This is a genomic window from Streptomyces sp. NPDC002513, from assembly GCF_053595355.1.
On record NZ_JBSFXK010000048.1, the window covers coordinates 35,245 to 56,922 of the forward strand.

At 69.3% G+C, this 21,678-nt stretch carries 17 protein-coding genes, 1 tRNA gene and 3 pseudogenes; 10 read left to right on the top strand and 11 right to left on the bottom strand.

Features of this window, described 5'->3' with window-relative positions:
* The first annotated feature begins 113 nt into the window (after positions 1-113).
* The 5 genes and pseudogenes from ACWD5Q_RS26340 (at position 114) to ACWD5Q_RS26360 (ending at position 3,193) form a co-directional block, all read left to right on the top strand.
* Complete coding sequence (locus ACWD5Q_RS26340) at positions 114-1,061, top strand: beta-ketoacyl-ACP synthase III (RefSeq protein WP_451429521.1); 948 nt, start codon at positions 114-116, stop codon at positions 1,059-1,061.
* A gap of 203 nt (positions 1,062-1,264) precedes the next feature.
* Complete coding sequence (locus tag ACWD5Q_RS26345; protein WP_451429522.1) at positions 1,265-1,942, top strand: GntR family transcriptional regulator; 678 nt, start codon at positions 1,265-1,267, stop codon at positions 1,940-1,942.
* 37 nt (positions 1,943-1,979) lie between these two features.
* Positions 1,980-2,249 (top strand): annotated as a pseudogene (locus ACWD5Q_RS26350) (succinate--CoA ligase subunit alpha); the annotation flags it as partial.
* 29 nt (positions 2,250-2,278) lie between these two features.
* A pseudogene (locus ACWD5Q_RS26355) lies at positions 2,279-2,821 on the top strand (aldehyde dehydrogenase family protein); the annotation flags it as partial.
* Between the two features lie 287 nt (positions 2,822-3,108).
* Positions 3,109-3,193 (top strand) — tRNA-Leu (locus ACWD5Q_RS26360).
* Here ACWD5Q_RS26360 and ACWD5Q_RS26365 read toward each other — a convergent pair.
* The 7 genes from ACWD5Q_RS26365 to ACWD5Q_RS26395 form a co-directional block, all read right to left on the bottom strand.
* Positions 3,158-3,535: a hypothetical protein gene (locus ACWD5Q_RS26365; protein WP_451429523.1), complete on the bottom strand. Its 378-nt coding sequence runs from the start codon at positions 3,533-3,535 to the stop codon at positions 3,158-3,160. The two genes, ACWD5Q_RS26360 and ACWD5Q_RS26365, sit on opposite strands and share 36 nt — an antisense overlap.
* A gap of 351 nt (positions 3,536-3,886) precedes the next feature.
* Positions 3,887-4,954 (bottom strand): integrase core domain-containing protein, encoded by a 1,068-nt coding sequence (locus ACWD5Q_RS26370; RefSeq protein WP_451429524.1) that lies wholly within the window; start codon positions 4,952-4,954, stop codon positions 3,887-3,889.
* A 297-nt stretch (positions 4,955-5,251) separates the two neighbouring features.
* Positions 5,252-5,677, bottom strand: coding sequence for a hypothetical protein (locus ACWD5Q_RS26375; protein WP_451429525.1), 426 nt, complete (start codon positions 5,675-5,677; stop codon positions 5,252-5,254).
* Positions 5,674-6,423: a methyltransferase domain-containing protein gene (locus ACWD5Q_RS26380; protein WP_451429526.1), complete on the bottom strand. Its 750-nt coding sequence runs from the start codon at positions 6,421-6,423 to the stop codon at positions 5,674-5,676. Before ACWD5Q_RS26380 ends, ACWD5Q_RS26375 begins: the two co-directional genes overlap by 4 nt.
* Positions 6,420-7,175: a DUF2071 domain-containing protein gene (locus ACWD5Q_RS26385; protein WP_451429527.1), complete on the bottom strand. Its 756-nt coding sequence runs from the start codon at positions 7,173-7,175 to the stop codon at positions 6,420-6,422. Before ACWD5Q_RS26385 ends, ACWD5Q_RS26380 begins: the two co-directional genes overlap by 4 nt.
* 23 nt (positions 7,176-7,198) lie before the next feature.
* Complete coding sequence (locus ACWD5Q_RS26390) at positions 7,199-8,131, bottom strand: hypothetical protein (protein ID WP_451429528.1); 933 nt, start codon at positions 8,129-8,131, stop codon at positions 7,199-7,201.
* Positions 8,128-8,622, bottom strand: coding sequence for a DoxX-like family protein (locus tag ACWD5Q_RS26395; protein ID WP_451429529.1), 495 nt, complete (start codon positions 8,620-8,622; stop codon positions 8,128-8,130). The genes ACWD5Q_RS26390 and ACWD5Q_RS26395 overlap by 4 nt, the downstream gene beginning before the upstream one ends.
* 884 nt (positions 8,623-9,506) lie before the next feature.
* On the opposite strand from ACWD5Q_RS26395, the gene ACWD5Q_RS26400 reads away from it, so the two are divergent.
* The 5 genes from ACWD5Q_RS26400 to ACWD5Q_RS26420 all read left to right on the top strand — a co-directional run bounded on the left by ACWD5Q_RS26400 (position 9,507) and on the right by ACWD5Q_RS26420 (position 14,576).
* Entirely contained in the window at positions 9,507-10,817 is a 1,311-nt protein-coding gene (locus ACWD5Q_RS26400; RefSeq protein WP_451429530.1) for a hypothetical protein, read from the top strand.
* A 390-nt stretch (positions 10,818-11,207) separates the two neighbouring features.
* The gene (locus ACWD5Q_RS26405; protein WP_451429531.1) at positions 11,208-12,557 is read left to right on the top strand and encodes an SMI1/KNR4 family protein; all 1,350 of its coding nucleotides are present in this window, start codon (positions 11,208-11,210) and stop codon (positions 12,555-12,557) included.
* Positions 12,558-12,641: 84 nt separating this feature from the next.
* The gene (locus ACWD5Q_RS26410; protein ID WP_451429532.1) at positions 12,642-13,289 is read left to right on the top strand and encodes a glutaredoxin domain-containing protein; all 648 of its coding nucleotides are present in this window, start codon (positions 12,642-12,644) and stop codon (positions 13,287-13,289) included.
* Positions 13,217-13,498: a hypothetical protein gene (locus ACWD5Q_RS26415; protein ID WP_451429533.1), complete on the top strand. Its 282-nt coding sequence runs from the start codon at positions 13,217-13,219 to the stop codon at positions 13,496-13,498. Before ACWD5Q_RS26410 ends, ACWD5Q_RS26415 begins: the two co-directional genes overlap by 73 nt.
* A 25-nt stretch (positions 13,499-13,523) precedes the next feature.
* Positions 13,524-14,576 carry an AAA domain-containing protein gene (locus ACWD5Q_RS26420; protein WP_451429534.1) on the top strand — a complete coding sequence of 351 codons (1,053 nt, stop codon included), beginning with the start codon at positions 13,524-13,526 and terminating at the stop codon, positions 14,574-14,576.
* Positions 14,577-15,031: 455 nt separating this feature from the next.
* On the opposite strand, the gene ACWD5Q_RS26425 is transcribed toward ACWD5Q_RS26420, so the two are convergent.
* The 4 genes and pseudogenes from ACWD5Q_RS26425 to ACWD5Q_RS26440 all read right to left on the bottom strand — a co-directional run bounded on the left by ACWD5Q_RS26425 (position 15,032) and on the right by ACWD5Q_RS26440 (position 21,482).
* Positions 15,032-16,054, bottom strand: coding sequence for an LLM class flavin-dependent oxidoreductase (locus ACWD5Q_RS26425; RefSeq protein WP_451429535.1), 1,023 nt, complete (start codon positions 16,052-16,054; stop codon positions 15,032-15,034).
* 418 nt (positions 16,055-16,472) lie between these two features.
* Positions 16,473-16,800: pseudogene (locus tag ACWD5Q_RS26430) on the bottom strand (hypothetical protein); the annotation flags it as partial.
* Between the two features lie 80 nt (positions 16,801-16,880).
* On the bottom strand, positions 16,881-19,883 hold the full coding sequence (locus ACWD5Q_RS26435) for an AfsR/SARP family transcriptional regulator (RefSeq protein WP_451429536.1): 3,003 nt from the start codon (positions 19,881-19,883) through the stop codon (positions 16,881-16,883).
* 237 nt (positions 19,884-20,120) lie between these two features.
* On the bottom strand, positions 20,121-21,482 hold the full coding sequence (locus ACWD5Q_RS26440) for an IS701 family transposase (RefSeq protein ID WP_451429537.1): 1,362 nt from the start codon (positions 21,480-21,482) through the stop codon (positions 20,121-20,123).
* Positions 21,483-21,678: the final 196 nt, after the last annotated feature.

Consider the following 21,678-nt stretch of genomic DNA (forward strand, 5'->3'; position numbering starts at 1 on the left):
GAAAAGCCGACAACACGGACGCCCCATTCCTGTCGCTTCACCCGCTGTCGTACCCATGAGTCAGTGATCAGACTGGTGAATCCCGCTACCCATGGCACCGAGGGGAACCACCCATGCACGGCTCACGCATCGCCGCCGTCGGCCACTACCAGCCCGCCAAGGTGCTCACCAACGAGGACCTGGCGGGCATGGTCGACACCAGCGACGAGTGGATCACGACCCGGGTGGGCATCCGCACACGCCACATCGCCGGCCCCGACGAGCCCGTCGACGAACTGGCCGCGCACGCCGCGGCCAAGGCGCTCGCGGCGGCGGGCCTGGCACCGGGCGACATCGACCTGGTCCTGGTCGCCACCTCCACCGCCGTCGACCGCTCGCCGAACACGGCCGCCCGCGTCGCCGCGCGGCTCGGCATCCCGCAGCCGGCCGCCATGGACATCAACGTCGTCTGCGCGGGCTTCACGCACGCGCTCGCCACCGCCGACCACACCGTGCGCGCGGGCGCGGCCACCCGCGCGCTCGTCATCGGCGCCGACAAGATGTCCGACGTGGCGGACTGGACCGACCGCACGACCTGCGTGCTGGTCGGCGACGGCGCCGGGGCCGCCGTGGTCGAGGGGTGCCCCGCCGGCGCCGAGACCGGGATCGGACCGGTGCTGTGGGGGTCGGTGCCCGGGATGGCGCACGCGGTGCGTATCGAGGGCATGCCCCCGCGGTTCGCACAGGAGGGGCAGAGCGTCTACCGATGGGCCACCACCCAGCTCCCGCCCATCGCCCGGCAGGTCTGCGAACGGGCCGGTACCGCGCCCGAGGACCTCGCCGCCGTGGTGCTGCACCAGGCGAACCTGCGCATCATCGAGCCGCTCGCGGAGAAGCTCGGCGCGGTCAACGCCATCGTCGCCCGCGATGTCGTCGAATCCGGCAACACCTCGGCGGCGAGCATCCCGCTCGCCCTGTCCAAGCTCGTGGAACGCGGGCAGATCTCCACGGGCGACCGGGTGCTCCTCTTCGGCTTCGGCGGGAACCTCTCGTACGCGGGCCAGGTCGTCCGGTGTCCGTGATGCGTCCCGTGTCTCCGTGACGCAGGGTGTGCCGTCCCTGCGTCGTCCCACGTGTACGGGTCCCCTGAGCCCCACGGTGGGCGTGCGGCGACGACCGATTCCCCCCTCCCCGGCCACCTGCGCGCCGTAGACTGTAGACGAAAGACAATCCATAGGGGCTTCCCGGCCGCCGCGTCGTCGTTGCCCTGGAGGTGGGGACCGCGATGTTGTCGACAGGACTGCCGCAGGGAGCGGTGCCCAGGCTGGAGCGCCCCGGCCCGCTGCGCGACCGTGTCTACGAGGCGCTGCTCGAACTCATCACGACGCGCGCCCTCCAGCCCGGCCAGCATCTCGTCGAGAGCGAACTCGCCGGGCATCTCGGCGTCTCCCGGCAGCCGGTGCGCGAGGCGCTCCAGCGGCTGAACACCGAGGGCTGGGTCGATCTGCGGCCCGCCCAGGGCGCGTTCGTGCACGAGCCGACGGAGGAGGAGGCCGACCAGCTCCTCACGGTGCGTACGCTGCTGGAGGCGGAGGCCGCCCGGCTCGCCGCCGCACACGCGGGCAGTGCCGGTATCGCGGCCCTCGAGGAGCTGTGCACACAGGGAGAGCGTGCCGTCGCCGAGGACGACGTGGACGGGGCGGTCGCGCTGAACGCCCGCTTCCACGCGAAGGTGATGCAACTCGCGGGCAACGCGGTCCTGGCGGAGCTGGCCGGTCAGGTCGACCGACGGGTGCGCTGGTACTACGCCCCGGCCGCCCGGCAGCGGGGACAGCAGTCCTGGATCGAACACCGGGAGCTGACCACCGCGATCGCCGCCCGTGACGAGCAGCGGGCCACCCATCTGATGCGCGAACACACCGAGCACGCACGGCGCTCGCACCACGCCCGGGCGAAGTCCTGAGCGATTCCGGCGACGGCCGCGGGGCGGATGGCGGGCAGAGAGCGGTGGCGACACGGAGCAGCGGGCCGCCGCCTGGATCCGCGACCATGTCACCAAGCCGGTCGTGGGCTATGCGGCGGGCTTCACCGCACCCGAGGGCAGGACGATGAGCCACGCGGGCGCCCTCGTCGTCGGCTCCTCGGGCACCGCGCAGGCGAAGAAGGAAGCGCTGGAAGGGGTAGAGGTGAAGGTGGGCGACACGCCCACCGAGACGGCACGCCTGGTGCTCACCCTGCTGGAAGCCGAGCGTGACGTCACTCATAGTTGAGGCGAAGTTACTTTCAGGCGCGGCGGCGCCCCTACCCGGACCTGGACTTCGGTCCGCTGATCAACGCGGCCAAGGCGAAGGAACTGGCGGACCAGGTGGCCGAGGCGATCGACCGCGGCGCGATCCCCCTGCACCGGAACCGGCCGGCCGACGCGCACTTCCTGCCGGGCCAGGACACCTCGGCCTACGTCCACCCCGTGACCCTCCTGAACCCGCCCCCGTCCTCGCCGCTGCACCACGCGGAACCGTTCGGCCCGGTCGACACGATCGTCCTGGTCGACACGGAGGCGGAACTGCTGGCGGCGATGAACGCGTCGAACGGCGCCCTGGTCGCCACGCTGTCCACGGACGACCGGGAGACCTACGACCGCCTGGCCCCGCAGATCCGCGCCTTCAAGGTGGGCCACGGCAAGCCCCGCTCCCACGGCGACCGCGACGAACTGTTCGGCGGCTTCGGCGCGTCCTGGCGCGGCGCCTTCGTGGGCGGCGACCTGCTCGTCCGCGCGGTGACCCAGGGTCCGGAGGGGGAGCGGCTGCCGGGGAACTTCCCGGAGTACCAGCTCAGGCCATGACGGACGGTTGGCCGGACGGACGGCCGGGCGACACACGCGCCACGCGGACGGCGCCCGGCCTGCCCACAGGACAGATGACCGGGTATCTGAATCATCGCCTCCACTGATGATCACCCAAGGCCGGAGGCCACCTCAACCATTGGGCCCCTGCCCCATCCCGCCAGCGGGGGAGCCGGCCCCAGAGTGCCGCCCGCTGCACGGATACGCAGGTGAAACGCACCCCGAAACCTTGGTATTGTTGTCCCTGTCGCCGCGGGGAAGACCCCCGGCCAGGCGGCAGACACCTAGTCCGGGTGGCGGAATGGCAGACGCGCTAGCTTGAGGTGCTAGTGCCCTTTATCGGGCGTGGGGGTTCAAGTCCCCCCTCGGACACTCGCTATAGCGATACGCGGATGAGGGCCTCGACCTGACGGTTGCGGCCCTACCTGCGTGTTCGTAGCTGATCGTGATCCCGAGGGCTTCGTAGAGCGGGCTCTTCTTCTCTGCGTCGACAGCCTGCACGCGTTGTGCGATGTCTCCGAGTCTTTCAGTGATCTCCCGGATCTGGTCGGCGCTGAAGGGAGTTTCCTTCTTTCGAGTGGCGGCGAGTGGGGTGTCGAGGTTCTTGCGTGCTGTCTCCTTGTCCGTCTGCGCCTCGTTGATCCATTGGGTGACGACGGCGGGGTCGGCGCCGGCTTCGAGGGCGCCTGGTAGCGGGCGAGACGCCGCTCGCACTCCTTGACGATTTTGCGGGCCTGGGTCTGCTGCGGGGTGAGCATCTCGGCTGCGTTCGCTGCTGCGCTGGCTTGGGCGAGGGCGGTGAGGGTGGCGGTGAGGCGGTCGGGGGCGAAGGCTTTCGCGATCCATCGGTCCAGAGCCCGGCAGACTACGTCCTCCCGGAGGTAGACGGTCCGGGGGTGGTCCAGGCCGGGGTGGAGGGACTGTTCCTGTTCCTTGAACTCGCAGCGGTAGTAGACGGTGTTGCGGATCGTCGCGGGCTGCATCTTGCGCCCGCAGGTCTCGCATCGCACCCCGTACGGCTTCAGAATGTCTGCATAGTCCGTGAGCTGCGGCTTTGCTGGGTGATCAGCTTGCTCGGTGGTACTGATTGATGAGGCCTGCGACGGCTTGTCGGCGCTGGATCCGAGCGGCGGGCAGTGGGATGACATTGGGGTCGTCGAGGGGCGCGAGCTGGTCCCGGCCCTGGTGCGGCCGATGAGCATTGAAGTGCCTCGCGTAGTCGTGGAGGATCTTCTCGGCATGGCCTCGATCAAAGATCAGGAGCCGGTCGGTGCACTCCTCGCGTACCGAGCGCACGAATCGCTCGGCGTGCGGGTTGCAGTTGGGGCTCCGCGGAGGGATCTTGGCCACGGTGATGTCCTTGCTGGCGAAGACGGCGTCGAAAGCTGCGGTGAATTTCGCGTCCCGGTCGCGGATCAGGTGGGTGAAGTCGTCGGCACGCTGGTCGAGTTGCCATATGAGCTGTCGGGCTTGCTGGGTGGCCCAGGTGGCGGTGGGGTGGGCGGTGACGCCCAGGATGTGCACGGTGCGGGTGCGTACCTCCATGACGAACAGGGCGTACAGCCGCTGCAGGCTGATGGTGTCGATGTGGAAGAGATCGGTGGCGAGCAGGCCGTGGGCCTGGGCCTTGAGGAAGGCGGCCCATTCGCCGCGCACGGGATGCCGGCGCGGGGCTGGGCCGAGGCCGGCGGCGCGCAGGATCCGGCGGACGCTGGCCGGACTGACCCTGTGCCCCAGGCGACGGAGTTCGCCGTGGACGCGCCGGAAGCCCCATCGTGGGTTCTCGGCGCCGAGCCGGATGATCAGGTCGCGCAGTTCCTCGGGCACAGGCGGGCGTCCCGGCGAGGCCGGTTGCGTCCACTTGTCCTTGATCAGACGCTGGTGCCAGGCCAGGAGGGTGCGCGGGGAGACGATGCGATGCTGGCGCAGCGCCCGCGGCAGGAGTCGGGCCAGAGCCGCGAGCAGCGCCCTGTCGGGCCAGGTGGGTTTGGGAGCGGCGACCTGCCGGCGCAGGATCGCAACCTCGTGCCTCAAGATCAGTATCTCGGCCTCCTTGGCCGCAGAGGTTCGGGACAGTAGAACCAGCCATGTGAAGATCCGCGTGGCGATCAGGTAGAGCATTCGTGCGAGCACAAGCTCCGATGGTGCCGGATCGGCCGTGCAATGCATCGTCCAAGGTGAGGGGCTGTGCAGCTATTCCGAAGCGGTACGGGCGCGGAGACGTGGGACCGGTGATCAACGGCCCTGCCGGATGCCCTGTGCTCCGGGCAGGTCGACGTGGTGGCGAGTCGGTGACGCGGCCGTCTTTGCCGTGGCGAGTGGCGGAGGCGTTGCCGGATACGGCGATGGCGGGTCGGGCCTGGGTCCTGTCGTCAAATAGACCCATCTCTGTGGCATGTTCGAGGGGTTCACCGTATTCCGCGCCGGCTCTCACCGCAGGGCGTGCGCCGTCGCCACCGCGAACACCGCCGTCACCCAGGTCCACAGTGCCGCGAGCCCGACATGGCCTGCGGTGCGCAGGCGGTGGCCGCGCCAGGTGCGGGGTGAGAAGTAGGCGAACTCCGTGATCCAGCGTAGGCCCCAGAACAGGGTCTGGCCACAGAGTAGGAACGTTGGCAGGGGTGCGCCGGTGAGCAGGGCCGGTGCGAAGGCCAGGGGTAGGGAGCCGAGCAGTGCGCAGGTCAGTGCGATGAAGAACAGGTGTGCGTAGGAGACCTGGCGGGTGAGCAGGCTGCTGGCGCGCAGGTCGGCGGGCCAGCCCAGTATGCGCGGGAGTGCGACGTGCACCAGTCCCATGAGCATCAGGGCGACGCCGACCAGGCGCAACTGACCGGCCAGGCTGAGGAGTTGGGTCACGGTCGATCCTTGGTGAAGGCGAATGCCCTGATCAGGCCTGCGAAGCGGCGCTCGGCGCTGTGTTCCAGCCCCGCGTGGGCGCCGAGCCGCAACCATTCCCGGCGGGGCAGGAAGTGCCAGGCGCCCGGCCCGAACACGGCCGTGTTGGCCGCGTCTCGCAGGTGCTCGGCGACCAGCAGCGTGCCGCCGGGCCGCAGCAGCCGGGCGCATTCGATGAACAGCCGTTCCCGGTCCTGTGCGTGGCGCAGTTCGTGCGCGCAGAAGACGAGCAGGACGGTGTCGGCCGAGTTCGCCGGGTGCGGCAGCGCCTCGGGGCGGCCCGGTGCGGCGTGGGCGGGGGGAGGCACCCGGCGCCGGGCGCGGCGCAGGGACCCCTCGCTCGTCAAGGCCGGGGCGTACAGGTCGATGGCGGTGCGCTGGGCCTTCGGCCAGCGTGCGGCGAGGGGGGCGCTGACCTCGTCCAGGCCGGTGCTCACCACCACGTAAGCCGACGGGATGCGAGGCAGCAGCGCCTCCAGCCAGTCGTAGGTGTACAGGCCGGAACGGTCGTAGACGTGCCAGCTCGCCGCCGTGGCGGTGCACAGCAGAGTGAGTGCCGCGACCGATCCCGTCCGGGCGAGGGGGCGCAGTGCGCGAGGCAGGTGTGGAGCAAGGAGGGCCGCGGCCGCCGCGGTGACCGCGCCCGCGGCGTACTGGGGCCAGTTGTAGGTGATGACGTCGCGGACGCCAGAGTGTCGTAGCGTCACCGTGTGCTGCCGTTCTCGGTGCGGCGCACACCGCGGTGCCAGTTGTAGTCGACGCCCGCGACGTGGAAGGCGTTGGCGAGGACGGGGTGGGTTCCGGCGAGCGGGCCGTGGTCGAAGAAGGTCAGCCGGCGCACATCGACGCGGACCGGCTGCGGGTCCCACTGCGTACGGAACGCCTTGATCACGATCATGGAGCGGGTCTGGGGTTCGTATTCGAAGGTGTAGGGCAGGGGTCCGGCGAAGCGGCGGGCGGCTCGGGCGTCGGCGAAGGGGCTGTGCGGGGGCAGCGGCGCCGGGGCGCTACGCAGGTCGGCACGCACCTGCAGGTCGGCGTGCCCGTCGGCGCTGTCGACCCGGAATTCCAGGGTGCCGTCCGTGACATCTGAACTGATATACGCCAGGCGGTAGTTGTAGCGGGTGAAGAGATTGCCGCTCAGGCACATCAGCCGGGTGTCGGTGTCGCTGCGCAGGATGCGCAGCCCCCGCATGGTTCGCCCGCCAGGGGTGCGGAAGCGGGTGAAGACGCGGTAGCCGGTCAGTAGGAAGTCGCGGCCCAGCCGGGCGGGCAGGAACGTCGGCCGTAGGGCACGGGTGTCGACCAGGGCGGCGGCCACGAAGCCGTGCTCCACGCCCTGCTCGCCGCGGCGGTACGTGTCGAGTTCCAGGCCCGGTGGCAGCAGCGGGTGCAGCACCTCGGCTGGCAGGGCGTATGTCAGGACGAGCGAGTGCGCGAAATGCGTGCTCATCGCCATGGGGTGACGTTGCACCAAGTGCCTCACGGGTCGATTCTCCTGTCCTCGGCGCCTGCGGGGTCTGCACCCAGCCGCACGACGCGCACGACGCCCCACAGCGCCGACCGGTCCTGCGCCGCCCAGCCGGGGCCGGTCGCCGTGGGCTCGCGGAAGCTGCGCAGGACGACGATGCCGCCGGGACGCACGGCACGACGCACGGCGGCACGCAGCCGGTCGGCGAAGGCAGAGCCAGGCCCGTCGAGCACGTTCGAGAGGGTCACCGCGTCGTAGCCGGCCCGCGGCGCCTGTTCCAGCGCATCGACCACATCGGCGTGGACGAGACGGACGCCCGGCGCGAACAGCGGTTGTGTCCCTGGGACTTCGACCCCGGCGAGCAGCCGCCACATCCAGGGGTTACGGGCATTGGGGTGCCCGGCGACGGTCCGCCCCAGGCGCCGCCTGAGCACCTCGTCGAAGCGCGCCGGGACCACGTGCGCGAACGAGGGGCGCAGCGCCACCGCAAGCGCCCCGCCCGGCCACAGCGCGAGCCGCATCAACTGTCTCAGCCCCGGGCCGTTTAGAGCAGTACGCCAGCGCCGGGCCTGTTCCGCCGGATCATCGAGGGCCAGAAAGGCGCGCAGGGCGGGCCCGCGCCAGGCCGGCAGCAGCGCGCCGGCCGTCCCACGTCCCAGCCGCATCAGTGCCTCCGCGGAACCTTCCGCAGCGGCTCCGCCCGCGAGCCGGTCGCGCGCGTAGGCGAGTTGTACGGGATTGACGTCAACGGCTGTCACGTCGTGACCGGCCTGCTGCAGGGCGGCGGCGGTGTCGCCCGCGGAGGCGATGCACAGCACCCGGGCGCCGGCGCTGGGCAGGACGCCGAGCTCGATGCCGTAGTCCTCGTACATCCGGCCGAACAAGAGGCGGGGGCCGCCTGACCCGCTGATGATCCGGCCACGCTCCCACGGTGTGCTGCTCACCGGACCGCCGCTCTGGGTGACGTCCGTTCCACCAGCCAGATCAGCGCTACAAAGGCCAGATTCTGGGTGAGCATCCGCCCCGGTTCCGCTATGTGATCCAGGCCGAACAGCAGTCCGCCCGCGTTGAACACCACCACGAGCGCCGTCTGCGCGACAGCGGCGTCCCGCGCCCACAGCCCGGAGAGCACCCACACACCGATGGCCGCCTCCGCGATCCCGATGGCGATCAGCGCCGCCGTCACCGCCCAAGCCGGCATATGGGGAACGTCCCCGACAATGGCCCGCTGATCGTCCCGCCCCGGCCAGACCTTGCACCACAAGCCCTCGTAGAACCACACCAGAGCAACAGCCCGGCGCGCCAAGACCCCTTGCCACCCCCTCACCACGCGTCGATCTCCCCGCCCTTCAGGTGGCGCGTCTTCGGCGTGCGGTACGTCGGACGCACCGGCGCGGTGCGCGGCCGGAGAAGCAGATCCGATCAGAAAGCTCATGGACACCACACCCGATCGCTAATTTGAACGCGTTCAAGAACAGCGTACTCGCGTGCGGCCGTGAGGGTGTCGGGCCTGAGACGAAGAGCTGCTGCCGAGGTGGAGCGTGGTGGTGCCGTAAAGGCTGACGGCTTGTCATTCACAGGGCACCGCTGTCAGGCCGAGCGTTGCGGGTGCCGATTCTTCATCCGCCCAGCTCAGGCTGCATGTCGGTACTCGCGAAGGATGCCGCCGAGCAGATCTCGTCAGCGGATCTCCAGGGTCTGATGTGTCCTGGCTCGGTGATCGGTTCCGGCAGCAGGCGGAGTGGGCCGCTTGATTCAAGGCTCGGTGCGCCCGGTGCTCGCCACCCCGGCGAGTATCCCGTCACGGGCATTGTCCTTGCCTCGCGCCACCTGGCCGGGCGGGGTGGAACGTGTTTACCAGAGCCGTCCTTGCGCGACCACGAGCGTATCGTTGGCGGTCAACTCGCCCCTCGGACACTCGCTATAGCGATACGCGGATGAGGGCCTCGACCTGACGGTCGCGGCCCTACCTGCATGTTCGTAGCTGATCGTGATCCCGAGCGCCTCGTAGAGCGTGTGGGGCTCGGAAAGTCATCGCCGCAGGTCAAGCAGCGTACCGGTGCTCGTTGATGGCACCACCGAGGATGCGGGTGCGCAGGAGTCTGTGGTCGTCGAGGTCGTGGACGGTGGCGGGCTGCCCGGAGGCGTGAGGGGGTCGTTGATCTCGGGCCCGGTGAGTCGGCGACGGCTCTGGTACTCCGCCGGGAACGACCGTACTCGCCGATGTGCTCGGTCCCTGTGAGGGAAGTCGGGGCCAGCATGCTGAGCCTGCCATGGCAACTCCGGGTATCACGCGTTCGAGTTCAGTAGCGTGGGGGGATGAGAACACGTGGGGGGAGGCTCGCCGCCGTCGCGAGCCTGATAGCCGGCGTGGCCCTGGTGCTGGGCGGCTGCGGCAAGATCAGAGCGGGCAACACCGATACGGGAGAGACGAGCGCGACAAAGCTCGGGTTCAAGAAGTACGCGGGCGCGGTGGGCTACCCGTCGGTGACCGGCCCGCACAACAAGGGGTACGTTGCGCCTGGCGAGGGCCTGCGCCAGCTGGTGCCGCTGGGCGACTGCGCCTTGGGAGAGGGAACGTTCGCCAACGGGTACCACTATGTGAACGTCAACTGGACTGGTTCCGACGGCTGTACGAAGCTCTCGATCACCCCGAAGCCGGGCGCCGACGACGAATCCGACGTGCCGTACTCCATGCGCAGCGGCTGGTCCGGTGGCGGTCTGCCGGGTGACGTGGTGGTGCCGTGGGACGACGGTTCGCTGATCGGTGTCGGCGCCACTCTGACCCGCCGGGCGCCGAACGGCGAGGAGTCCCGGCTCGCCGCACTGCCGCTGACGTTCAACACCCACCCCGAGCAGGAAACCGCGGACGACGCCTCGGTGAACACCGCGGTGAAGGTCGGCTCACGACTGCTGATCGGCGGCGGCCAGAGCGTCGACCAGGTGGAGTCTCCGTATGTGTTCGCGTCCGACGACGCGGGCAAGACCGTGCGTCGCGTGCTGTTGCCGGCGATCGACGGCCGGCAACCGTCCACGCCTGTAGGTGACTTCGGTGTCAACGGCAGGGAGGTCGTCGCCTTCGGCGCGGCTGCGACCAACGCCTACGACTTCCACGCCACGGGCACGATCCCGTTCTGGCGCAGCGCGGACGGCGGCGTGCACTGGACGTCCGGCGACATCACCGGGATGCCACCGGGCACGCAGGTGCACAGCGTCCTGTACGCGTCGGGCCACTGGTTCGCCGTGGGTGGCTACGCGAAGGCCGGCGCCTTCTACGACTCCCTCCCGCTGGTTCTCACCAGCCAGGACGGCACCCACTGGACTCGGACGGACAGTTCGGCCATGGGCACCGGCAAGATCACTGCCGCGACCGTCGACTTTGCGGGTCACCCGGTCCTGGTCGGCTCGGCCCCCCGGCCCAAGTCCAAGCCGAACACCCGCACATTGCTGTGCAGTTCCGTCTGGGTCGGCGACGGGACGACCACGGGCTGGCAACGCGGCGGCCTCGGCTGCAGCGAGGACCCCCCGAGCGCGGCGGCAACCCTCACGGACGGGCGCGTGCTGATCGCGGGCAACCGGGACCTCTGGCTCTCTCGAAGCCCGCGGCCGGGGCGCGGTCAAGTGTCTTGATCTCTGCCCGCGACGGGTGGGGCGTCACAGGATCCACGAGATCGGCGAGGCCCTGGAGCTGCTGCGGGGCGTCGCCGCGCTCGACGTCTGGAACGGCCGCCCGGCGGGGTGCCGTTCTGGCTGGGGCTGGGGCTGGGGCTGGGGCTGGGGCCGTGAGCCGCGGCCACGACACTCCTGCGGTGCCGGCCCGGGCAAAGCGACCGGGTGCCGGATTCGGAGTCCCGGCCCGCTCGAAGAAGGCGAGGGTGGGCGATGACGGCGCCGACCGCCCCATCGCCGTGGTCGAGCCAAGGGCAAGGCCGAGCGGAGCCGAGCCGGGGCCTCAACTCGTTGTCATACCCCTGTGGTGAGGTGAAGTCGGACGACGGAGAGCGGAAGGTGGAGGGGACGATGGGTGAGTCCACGGCGTGGCGGCCGTTTCTGGAGCAGTGGAGCGCGGAGTGGATCGTGGGGCACGACCCGGAGATGGACGCGCCGCTCGCGCCGGAGGTCGTGCGTGACAGTTGGCTCGGGTTCGCGTCGGCGAGTGAGGCCGAGGTCGTCGCGGCCGAGGCCCGGCTGGGGCGTCGGCTGCCGCCTTCGCTGCGGGAGTTCCTGCTGGTCACCAACGGGTGGCGGGACGCGGGTAACTTCATCTACCGGCTGGCGGGCACTGCGGAGCTGGAATGGCTGCGGGACACCGACGACCGCTCCTGGATCGAGGTCTGGGAAGACCTTGCGGAGGGCGATGTCGAGGAGGACGAGGAGGGCGGGGAGGCGTTCGGTGTTCAGGAGGCGAAGGTCCTCGCGCGCTCCCTGCGCCTGTCCCTCGAGGGTGACGCGGCGGTCATGCTGCTCGACCCGGACGACGTGGACGAGGGCGGCGAGTGGGCGGCGTACTGGCTCGCCTCCTGGTCCGGCGAGGGACCGGAGCGGTACGGCTCCTTTTACGACCTCATGCGCCGACAGTGGATGTCCTTTCACGCCCTGCGCAAGCCGCCGGGCGCCACCCGGGACCACTGGGACGCGGAGGTCGAGCGGGCCCGCTGCGATGCGCTGGCCGGGGCAGTCGACGGACCGCTGGCGGTGTTCGCCCAGGCGCACGAGTACGGGCGGGGGCGGGCCGACGTGCTGAGCATGCAGATGAAGGCGATGCTCGGCGGTTGGCGCGGCCACGTTGCGAGCTTGATGTGGTACCGCCCGGAGATTGACGACCTCCTGCTCAGTCCGCTGTTCGCCGCGCAACTCCTGCCGCTGCTGGTCCGGCAGGACCAGCTTGCGCACCCGCACGACCTGCGGCCCCTGCCGCGGCTCAAGGAGTACGCGCCCGTCCCTGTGCGGGCGCTCGTCGCCGATTACGAAGCCCGGACGGCCGAGCCGGGCTTCCGGCTCACCTTCGGCGGGCCCGAGTTCGATGCGGCCGTGCACGCCGTCGCCGACCGCCTCGCCGGGCAGCCGGCCTTCCAGGCTCCCGACGGGCCGCCGATCCGTACGGGTCCGATCGTCGTCACCCTGTACGCGGGCGACGGCTCGCGGCCGGAACCCGACCCGCTGTCCGACCCCGCCAAGGTCCGCGCGGCCCTGTGTGACGAAGCCTGGCCCGAACTCCGTGCGGCGCTGCACCTGTGGCACCCGGTGTGCGAGGACCATATCGCCCCGATATCCCTGTTCGCCGACCCGGTCCTGGCCCAGCTGATCACGCCGGACCGCGGCCGCGAGATCCTGGCCACGCCCCGTGGTACGGGCCCCGGCGCCCAGTAGGCTGCGCGCTCCAGCAGCCAGGGACAGCGACACCGTATAGGGGGGAAGGGCATGTGCGAGGAACGCCAGGTGTACTGACCCGTGATGTACTGGCGGCCCGGCTGCGTGTTCTGCATGAACCTGCGGCTGAGCCTGCTCTTCACCCGCCTGCGCTACACCAAGCGGAACATCTGGCGGGACAAGGACGCAGCGGCGTTCGTCCGCTCCGTCGTCGACGGGAACGAGACGGTGCCCGTCGTCACCGTTGCCGGGCACGCCGTAAGTGACTCGCCTGGCTTCCTACCGGGGCCGCATGCCCTCGCGGATCCCCTCCACCTGCTTCAGGTGGACAGCGGACACCAGCACAGGGTATGCACGCGTATCGCTCTGGTCGTCATCCCGGAACTCGAGGACAATCCATGCGTGCAACGCAACTCATACCCGGAGTGGCCGTCGTGCTACTCGCAGCCGCTCTCACGACCGGCTGCTCTGGTGGACACAGCACTGAGGCCGGGCCCGGGCCCGTGGATTCCTCCGTCACGGCGACTCCGACGCCCGGTACCACTGCGGCAAAAGAGGTCGGGAGTTCGCCAACGCCGAGCACCGCCACATCGACTGGCTACCCGACCACCTCTGCCGCTCCGGGCGCGGCCGTGCCACAGGTACGAGACGCCTTCGCAGTGTTGCAAGCAACGTACAACGACAGCTGTGGGACCCCCGGAAACTGCCAGTACTTCCTCAACCGTCTCCTGACCAACCTCGACGACCTCGGCAACTCGATGAAGGCCAGCCCGAAGGGCACAGCCCACTTCAGGCAGCCGCTCGCCTGGATCGGGCAGATGCAGAACGCGCTGGGCGGCGACTTCACGTTCGATAACCTCCACAAGCACCAGCGCCTGCTGGTCACGACCCGCGACAAGATCAACACTTGGATGCAGTCGTACCCGGATGATTACCGCTAGTCAATAAACGTGTTATCCACCGCAAATGAGCGTCGTCGTAGCAGGGGACTTCCGACAGCTGCCCGCCATCACCAAGGCCGCGGACGACCTCGGTTTGCCCCCCGAGGAATGCGCTCACGCGCGTCGCTGGTCCGCGACGGACGTGTTCCGTCAGGCCGGTGTGGTCACGGCGGCGGGAACCGTGCATCAGGACGACCCGCGACTGGTGGCGCTCGACACCCAGTACCGCATGCGTGCGCCCATCTGCGATCTCGTGAACGCGGTCGCCTATCCGGATGCGCCACTGCTGACCGACCGGGACGATGAGAGCCGCATTCCGTTCAGCCCACTCGTCGACGCCCCCGTCATGCTGATCGACACCTCCGGGCGCCGTATCGCCGGTCCCAACCACAGGACGAACGCGGTCCACCAAGCCGTGGTGCACGAGTTGGTGCGCGGGCTTCAGTACGACGGTGTGCTGCCCGCCCGAAAGCAGGAAGACGTTCCGTCGGGTGAGCGGGCGACCGACCGACTCGGGGTGATCGCGCCGTACCGGGACCAGGTCACAGCGCTCAAGGGCACGCTCAAGGAACGGCTGGGAGTGGACTACGACGGCCTGGTGGAGACCGTGCACCGGTTCCAGGGAAGCCAGCGCCCGGTGATCGTCCTCGACACGGTGGCAGGTTCCGCCGACTATCTGGGCCGCTTCTACCAGGGCATCGGCCTGAACTCGGAGACGTGCCGCCTCCTGAACGTGGCACTGAGCCGGGCTCAGGACCATCTGGTCGTCATCGCGGACGTCGAGCGCCTCCGCGCCAAACTGCCGCAGCGCAGCGAGGCGTGGACCATGCTCGACCATCTCGAGGCGCACGCCCAGACACTCTCGGTCGATCAGCTCATTCCGATCCGCAGCGCGGCAGATCTGGCCAGGCTGCCCGATGAGGATCTGACGCGACCCGCCTTCTTCCCGGCCAATGAGGTGGGCCGGGCGGTCCAGTGGGACACCGAGCTTCGGCCGACGCACCGCGCAAGAAGAATCCGCCCGCGGGCGGCGGTGTCGAAGTGGGCGCCGTCGTCTGGGGCCGCCTCTAGAAGCTGAGCGATCCAGGTCTGAGTGGGTGTCACCTACGTCCCTGTATCTTGTGCCATGCCTTCAGGGCCTGCGGGGTGGCGACGCCGACCCACGTCCTGACGGACTCCGGTCTCCTGCCAGACGATCCAGGCCTTGTGACCGTTGCGAGCCTTCTGGTAGATCTGTCTCGCTGCGCGGTGTTGATCCACTGGGTGACGACGGCTGGGTCGGCTCCGGCTTCGAGGGCGGCTTGGTAGCGGGCGAGGCGTCGCTCGCAGTCCTTGATCGCCTTGTGCCCACGGATGGGGTTTTCGGCACCCGCAGGACTCCGCGCGCCGACCGGTATGTGCCCGGCAGACCGCACCGCCCCCACTCTCGGTCGCCGGTCGCGGCTCGGCACTGATCACCGAGCCAAGCCGCGCCGGGGGCCTGACGACCACAGTGATGAGCTGGCCCGCACCGCACACAGGTCGGCAGAATACTCAGCGCCAGCCCAGCTCTGGTGCCACGTAGGTGAGGAGGCTCTCCAGCACGTGGGCGTTGTAGTCGACCCCTAGCTGGTTAGGGATGGTCAGCAGCAGGGTGTCTGCGGCCTGGATGGCCTCGTCTTCCTGGAGCTGCTTCACCAGCACGTCCGGCTCGGCGGCGTACGAGCGACCGAAGATCGCCCTGGTCGTGTCGTCGATCATGCCGAGCTGGTCGCGCGAGTTGCGGTCGCGGCCGAAGTAGGCCCGGTCCAGGTCGTTGGTCAGGGCAAAGATGCTGCGGCTGACCGACACCCGCGGCTCTCGCGCGTGGCCTGCCTCCTTGTACGCCTCCTTGTACGCCTCGATCTGCTTGCGCTGCTGGACGTGCAACGGTTCGCCCGTCTCGTCGTCCTTCAGTGTGGAACTCTGCAGGTTCATCCCCAGCTTTGCGGCCCAGACGGCGGTCGCGTTCGAGCCGGAGCCCCACCAGATCCGCTCGCGCAGTCCCTCGGAGTGAGGCTCGATGCGCAGCAGCCCCGGCGGGTTGGGGAACATCGGCCGCGGGTTCGGCTGCGCGAAGCCCTTGCCCTCGAGCACCTTGAGGAAGGCCTCGGTGTGCTGGCGGGCCATGTCCGTGCCGGTCTCGCCCTCGGCGGGGGTGTAACCGAAGTATCGCCAGCCGTCGACCACCTGTTCCGGTGATCCACGGCTGATGCCGAGTTGCAGCCGGCCGCCGGAGATGAGGTCGGCAGCACCGGCGTCCTCGGCCATGTACAGCGGGTTCTCATAGCGCATGTCGATCACGCCGGTGCCGATCTCGATCTTCGAGGTCCGTGCACCGATGGCCGAGAGTAGCGGGAACGGGCTGGCCGCCTGCTGTGCGAAGTGGTGTACGCGGAAGTACGCACCGTCCACGCCGAGCTCCTCGGCTGCGACCGCCAGGTCGATGGACTGGTGCAGGAAGTCGGCGGCGGACCGGGTCTTGGAGTGCGCACTCGGCGACCAGTGGCCGAACGAGAGGAAACCTATCTTCTTCACGCACGCTCAAAGCGTCCGGCGACCACTTTGATTCCCGGCGTCGGCACGCTGCGACCAAGCCGACCTGTGGGGTGCCGAAAGATCCGCACGCGCACTGACCTTGGTGTTTCGCCGACTGGTGGTGATCACTGTTAGGCGGCGTTGCGGCGTCCGGGAGGTCCAGGAAGCCGGAGTAGGTGTGCGTCACGACCTCGGAGGGCAGGCGGGTGCCCAGCGCCTCCAGGCTCCAGGTGGTCCAGTACGCGGCCGTCGCGTCCAGCGGGTCGCCGACCGTGGAGGAGTTGCCGGTGGCGGGGGTGGCCGCGCAGGAGTCGGTGGCGGTCCAGGCCTGGGTCAGCCGGACCCCACCACCGGCCGCTTCACCAGCCTCGACCCCCTCTTCGAAGCCACAAGCCCCCAAGAACTCAACGGCTACAGCGAGGATCCGGATGCGTCTCGTGGCGTGCTCGATGACCGCGAAGACATACATGCGCGTGGCCTGTCAGGGTGCAGGTCTCAAAGAAGTCGCAGGCGAGCAGTGCGTCGGCCTGGCTGCGGAGGAAGTCGGCTCAGGTCGTGTGCCGCCGTTCGGGTGCGGGCGGGATGCCGTGCCCGCGGAGGATCTCCCAGACGGTGGAGGCGGCGACCTTAGTGAGCTGGTGGCGTAGGGCCAGGATCTCGGTGTCCTTGTCGTGGTCGGTGATCGGCAGCAGTCGCAGGGCGGCGAAGGCGTTCGTGACGGCAAGATAGGCGAGGCGCAGCAGCACGAGCGATCTTCATGCCACTCGTGCGCTCTGGGCTTGCCAGTGGGCTGACCAGCTCGGATGACGTTTTCGGCACGCACAACTCAGGACGATCCCTCCTCCTTCGCCAATGGGGGATGTTGCGTTCTGCACGGCGAAGAACTGGCCGCGTGTCTCGATGGCGAAGACATGGTTGAAGTCGGCGGGTGTGACGACGTCCAGCTTGTTGAAATGCTCGATTCCGGCGTTGCTGACCAGACGTTCTCAACGAACAGCCTGAGGTCGGATTCCCGGCGGTCGGTTTCAGGAGCCGTGCTGAGGGCGCTGAGCTTGACGCGGATCCGGTCGGCGTGGGGGTGATCGAGTTCGGTGAGAATGTTCAAAGCATGTTGCCAGGCATCGTGGGTGGCTTCGGGGTCGTGCGCGGCGTGGTGGGCCTCGCCGAGGCGGTCGAGGATGTCCGCTTCCAGGTAACGATCGCCGAGGTCGCGGCACAGGCCGAGGGCGTGTTGGTAGCACGTGACGGCCTGGGAGCAGTGGCCAAGGTGGTGCTGGGCGTAGGCAATGCTGTCCCAGGCATAGGCCTGCCCTTCGCGGTCGTGGAATTCCTCAAGCAGAGGCAGGGCCTCTTGGCAGCAGACCAGGGCCTGTCCATAGTCCCCGAGGCGGGCGTGGGACCAGCCGATGGCGGTCAGTGCCTGGGCCTGCCCCAGTCGGTGGCCAGTGGCCTGGTACAAGGCATGGGCTTGGCGGGCGTGCGCGAGGGTTTCGGGGACGGCACGGGGGCCCTGTCGTGCCTGCACCCTGGCGAGGTCGATGTAGGCATCAGCCTGCCCGGGCATGTTACCGGCCCGGCCGAACAGGTCCAGGGCATGGCGCAGGTGAGAGCGCGCGCCGTCAAGGTTGCCGTGGCGGCGGTGGGCGCGGGCGACGATATGGCGGGCGACGGGCTGCCCGAGAGGGTCAGCCAGCCGGTCGGCAGCGTCCATCGCGGCGCTCCCGACGGCGGCCAGATCGTGCCAGTGTCCGCGCCGATCGAGGAAGGTCGTGAGGGCCTGCGCCAGCTGCCAGGTGTGGGCGTCGAATCCGGTGGCGACGGCGTGGCCTACGGCGGCCAGCACAGTGGCGTGTTCGGTGGTCAACCAGGCCAGCGCCCGCTCGTGGTTGGCGGGGTGCTCCGGCGAGACCCCGGGTTGTGGCGGGGGCAGGGTCAGCGAGTCCCGGGCCGGTTCCAGGAGCCGGGCGGCAGCGTGCGCGGTGTGCAAGTAGTGATCCAACATCCGATGTACAGCGGCGTGGCGTTCCTCTTCGGGGTCGGTGGAACCGGCCTGCTCCGTGGCGTACTCGCGCAGCAGGTCGTGGAAGGCGTACCGGCCGAAGGCGTGCTCGGTCAGCAGGCTGGCTCGGGTCAGCTCAGCCAGCAGCCCCCGAACACGGGGTGGGGGCAGGGCCGCCAGGCTAGCCGCTGCTGCAGCGGAGATGTCCGGTCCGGGATGCAGCCCGAGCAACCGGAACAGCCGGGCCGCCGATGGGGTGAGCGCGGTGTAGGACCAGGAGAACACCGCCCGCACTTCACTGGCCGGGTCATCGGCGGACAGGACGTCCAGCCGTTGGCTGGCCTCGTTCAGCTCCGCTGCCAGGGTGGCGAGGGGGAAGCCGGTCTGGGCGGCGCGGGTGGCAGCGATGGTCAGCGCGAGCGGGAGCCGGGCACACTGGGTGATGATCTGCTGCACCGCACGGGGTTCTGCGGCCACCCGCCCGGGTCCGAGCCGGCGGCACAGCAGCTCCCGCGCTTCATCCTGGGTGAGCAGGTCCAGGCTCATCGGGTGAGCGCCGTCCACGGCGACCAGGCCGGACAGCCGGTTGCGGCTGGTCACCACGGCCACTGCCCCCGCGGTGCCGGGCAGCAGCGGTCTGACTTGCTGGGCGTCTAGGGCGTTGTCCAGCAACACGAGGATTTTTTTGCCGTCCAGCAGACTGCGGTACAAAGCGATCAGCGCCTGTGGGCTCAGCGGCATGTGCTGCGGGGCAACGCCGAGGGCGTCGAGGAAGCCACGCACCGCTTCGGCCGGGTCCATCGCCTGCGCCCGTGGGTCAAACCCTCGGAGGTTCACATACAACTGTCCGCCGGGAAACCGGTCCCGAACCTGGTGCGCCCAGTGCACCGCCAGCGCGGTCTTGCCGATTCCGGCGCTCCCACCGATCGACGTGATCATCACGGTCCCCGCGTCGGCGGCCGACTCGACCTGCTCGGTGAGCGCGGTCAACTCGCGGACCCGACCGGTGAGGTGGGCGACTGCAGCGGGAAGTTGGTGTGGAACCACCGCAACCCTTGGCTCGAGGACGGACAGAGTGCCCGGCGTGGTCAGCGACGGATCGGCGGTGAGTATCTGGTGGTGCAGGCGCTGTACATCCGGACCGGGATCGGTGCCCAGCTCATCGGCGAGTCGACGGCGTAGCACCTGATAGTGCTCCAGGGCGTCGGCCTGGCGGCCACTGCGGTACAGGGCGAGCATCATCTGGCCGGCCACGCACTCGTCCAACGGGTACTGCGTTGCGCGAGCCGACAGGCTCGGGAGAAGTTCCGTGTGCTGGCCGCAGCGCAACGCGACGTCGGCGTGACTGAGTTCAGCGGCCAGCCGTTCGTTCTCCAAGGCGATACGGAGGCTGGTCGCCCACGGTGTCTCCAGACCGGACAACGGCTCGCTCCGCCACAGTTGCAGGGCTTGCTCCAGGAGCTCCAAGGCCTGCTGATCGTCGCGGACGGTCCGGGCTTGGGTGAGCAGGTGGCGAAAACGATGTACGTCCACGGTCTGTTCGTCAACGGCGAGTAGATAGCCGCCGGAGCGGCGGTCCAGGCGGACCTCGCCGTCGACGGCGCGCAGCGCTTTGCGTAGCCGGGACAGGTAGTTGTATACGGTCTCCCGCCCACGTTTCGGACAATGCTCGCCCCACACGCGGTCGAGCAACTGGTCTGTGGACACAAGGCGATTGGCCTCCACCAGCAGCACACCCAGCACCGCGCGCTGCTTCGGGTGCCCCAGGTCGACCTCCACGCCGCCGTCCTGGGCCTCGACGCTACCGAACAACCGGAACCTGACCGCCATCACAACCCCCACCCCGAGGCATTCCTACCCCGGTATAGCAACGTGATCAGCGAGTTTTAGGTTCTTCGCACAGTTCCCACACGGGCGAACCTTCATCGTGGTTCCGCAAGCTCGACGCGCGGCATGGTCGCACGTCGACTGCCATGGGGGACCGAGCAGTGCACAGCGTTGGTCGGCTTCCTTAGAACTCCTAACAAAGTTACGGCAGCTGTAGATAGCTGCTGCCGGACTTTCTGATCATGGTGTGGTCTCGGCGTACGCGTGCCATCGGCGGTGGCAGAGGCGGGCGCGGTGTTGGTGGCGGCGGCGCCAGGTGGACCACCACAGCAGGTGCTCGGGGTCTCGTTGGGGTGGCGGAAGAATCAATGCCCGTAGCAGGCGGAGGAGTTCGTGGCTGCTGAGGGGGACGAGGTCGGCCTCGGCGGGGTCGTTCCGGCCGGTCTGGGCCGCGCGTTCGAGGGCGGCGGTGACGGCCAGGAAGGCGTAGGCGACCAGGGCGGTCACGCTCCAGCGGTGCCAGGAGTTCCAGCAGGTGACCTGGCCTTTGTCGAGGTGGCAGATTTCCTTCGCGTCCTGGAAGTCGTCCTCCACCCGCCACCTGCGGCACACCAGTGACACCAAGCGCGCCAGTGACGCCAGCCCAGGGGCGAAGCAGCGGTAGTAGGACACGGTGCGGGTGTAGCGGTGCCGGCGGACCAGCAGGACGGACGTCCCCGTGTCGCGGTCGTGTCCGTCGGGGGTGTCGTCGGCGGTGACCTCGATCATCGCCCAGTCGTAGTCGCGTACGCCCTTCTGCCCCGCACCGGTCCGCATTCGCTGCCAGGCCCGCTTTGGCAGCCGGGCGGCGGCCTTGGCCACGCTCAGTTTCACGGGGCCGGTGGTGACCTGGTGGTTGGAGCGCACGCCCACGACGTAGCCCAGGCCCAGCTCACGGCAGGCGGTACGCAGCTCCCGCCCTCCGTAGACCTCGTCCCCCAGGAAGAACGAGGCGGATATGCCCTGCCGGCCGGCGGCACGGAGCATGTCCGCCGCGAGCTGTGGCTTGGTGGCGAAACACAGCTCGTCGGGGACACCGGCCAGCTCGCGGCGTTCCTCATCGGCGGCCCACTCCTGGGTGAAGTACAGGCGCCGGCCGATCAGGCAGTGCCCGGCGGAGGAGGCGAAGGTCAGGTGCACGGCGACCTGGCACAGATCCACACCGCCGACCGAGCCGGAGTACTGGCGGGCCGCGGCCACCGCATCGGTCGAGGACTTCGCGTCCCCCGTCTCGTCCGCGATCAGGATCCCGTCACCGTCGTCGAGCACGTCCACCGCCCAGGCAGCCGTACGCTCCAGCACCGCCTCCTCGTCCCACACCGCACGGGAGAGCAGATGGTGCAGGCGGTGCGGGCCCCGCTCACCTATGGCTTCGGCCAGGCTCCAGCAGTTGACATCCTCGAGTTCCATCAGCATGCCCCGGGCCATCCGCTCGAACGTCTGGCGGGTCTCGGAGCGGGCGAAGCAGTCGGCCACCGAGGCCAACAGGCCCCCGAAGGCGATGTCATGGCCTTCGTGGTCTACCGTGGCCGAAGCGGCCGTCTCGTTCTGATGTTGCGTCACACCACGTCATGATCAAGGCGGCCGTCCCCGCGCCCGCAGCCACCCCCTCAAGCCGCTAAACAGGCGCAACGAGCATCGGCAGCCTATCTACAGCTGCCGTAAAAGTGAGAGGTTGACCAGTCGGCGCCAGCAGATGATGCCGCAGGCCAGGCTGAGGAACGCTTCGTGGATGTCGTCGCGGATCTCCCAGCGGATG

Bases quoted from the DNA above. Each gene is read 5' to 3' on its own strand.
- ACWD5Q_RS26420 (WP_451429534.1), top strand. From the start codon at position 13,524: ATGAGCGTCGTCGTAGCAGGGGACTTCCGACAGCTGCCCGCCATCACC.
- ACWD5Q_RS26340 (WP_451429521.1), top strand. From the start codon at position 114: ATGCACGGCTCACGCATCGCCGCCGTCGGCCACTACCAGCCCGCCAAG.
- ACWD5Q_RS26435 (WP_451429536.1), bottom strand. From the start codon at position 19,883: ATGGCGGTCAGGTTCCGGTTGTTCGGTAGCGTCGAGGCCCAGGACGGC.
- ACWD5Q_RS26410 (WP_451429532.1), top strand. From the start codon at position 12,642: ATGTACTGGCGGCCCGGCTGCGTGTTCTGCATGAACCTGCGGCTGAGC.
- ACWD5Q_RS26395 (WP_451429529.1), bottom strand. From the start codon at position 8,622: ATGAGCTTTCTGATCGGATCTGCTTCTCCGGCCGCGCACCGCGCCGGT.
- ACWD5Q_RS26345 (WP_451429522.1), top strand. From the start codon at position 1,265: ATGTTGTCGACAGGACTGCCGCAGGGAGCGGTGCCCAGGCTGGAGCGC.
- ACWD5Q_RS26385 (WP_451429527.1), bottom strand. From the start codon at position 7,175: ATGGCGATGAGCACGCATTTCGCGCACTCGCTCGTCCTGACATACGCC.
- ACWD5Q_RS26400 (WP_451429530.1), top strand. From the start codon at position 9,507: ATGAGAACACGTGGGGGGAGGCTCGCCGCCGTCGCGAGCCTGATAGCC.
- ACWD5Q_RS26405 (WP_451429531.1), top strand. From the start codon at position 11,208: ATGGGTGAGTCCACGGCGTGGCGGCCGTTTCTGGAGCAGTGGAGCGCG.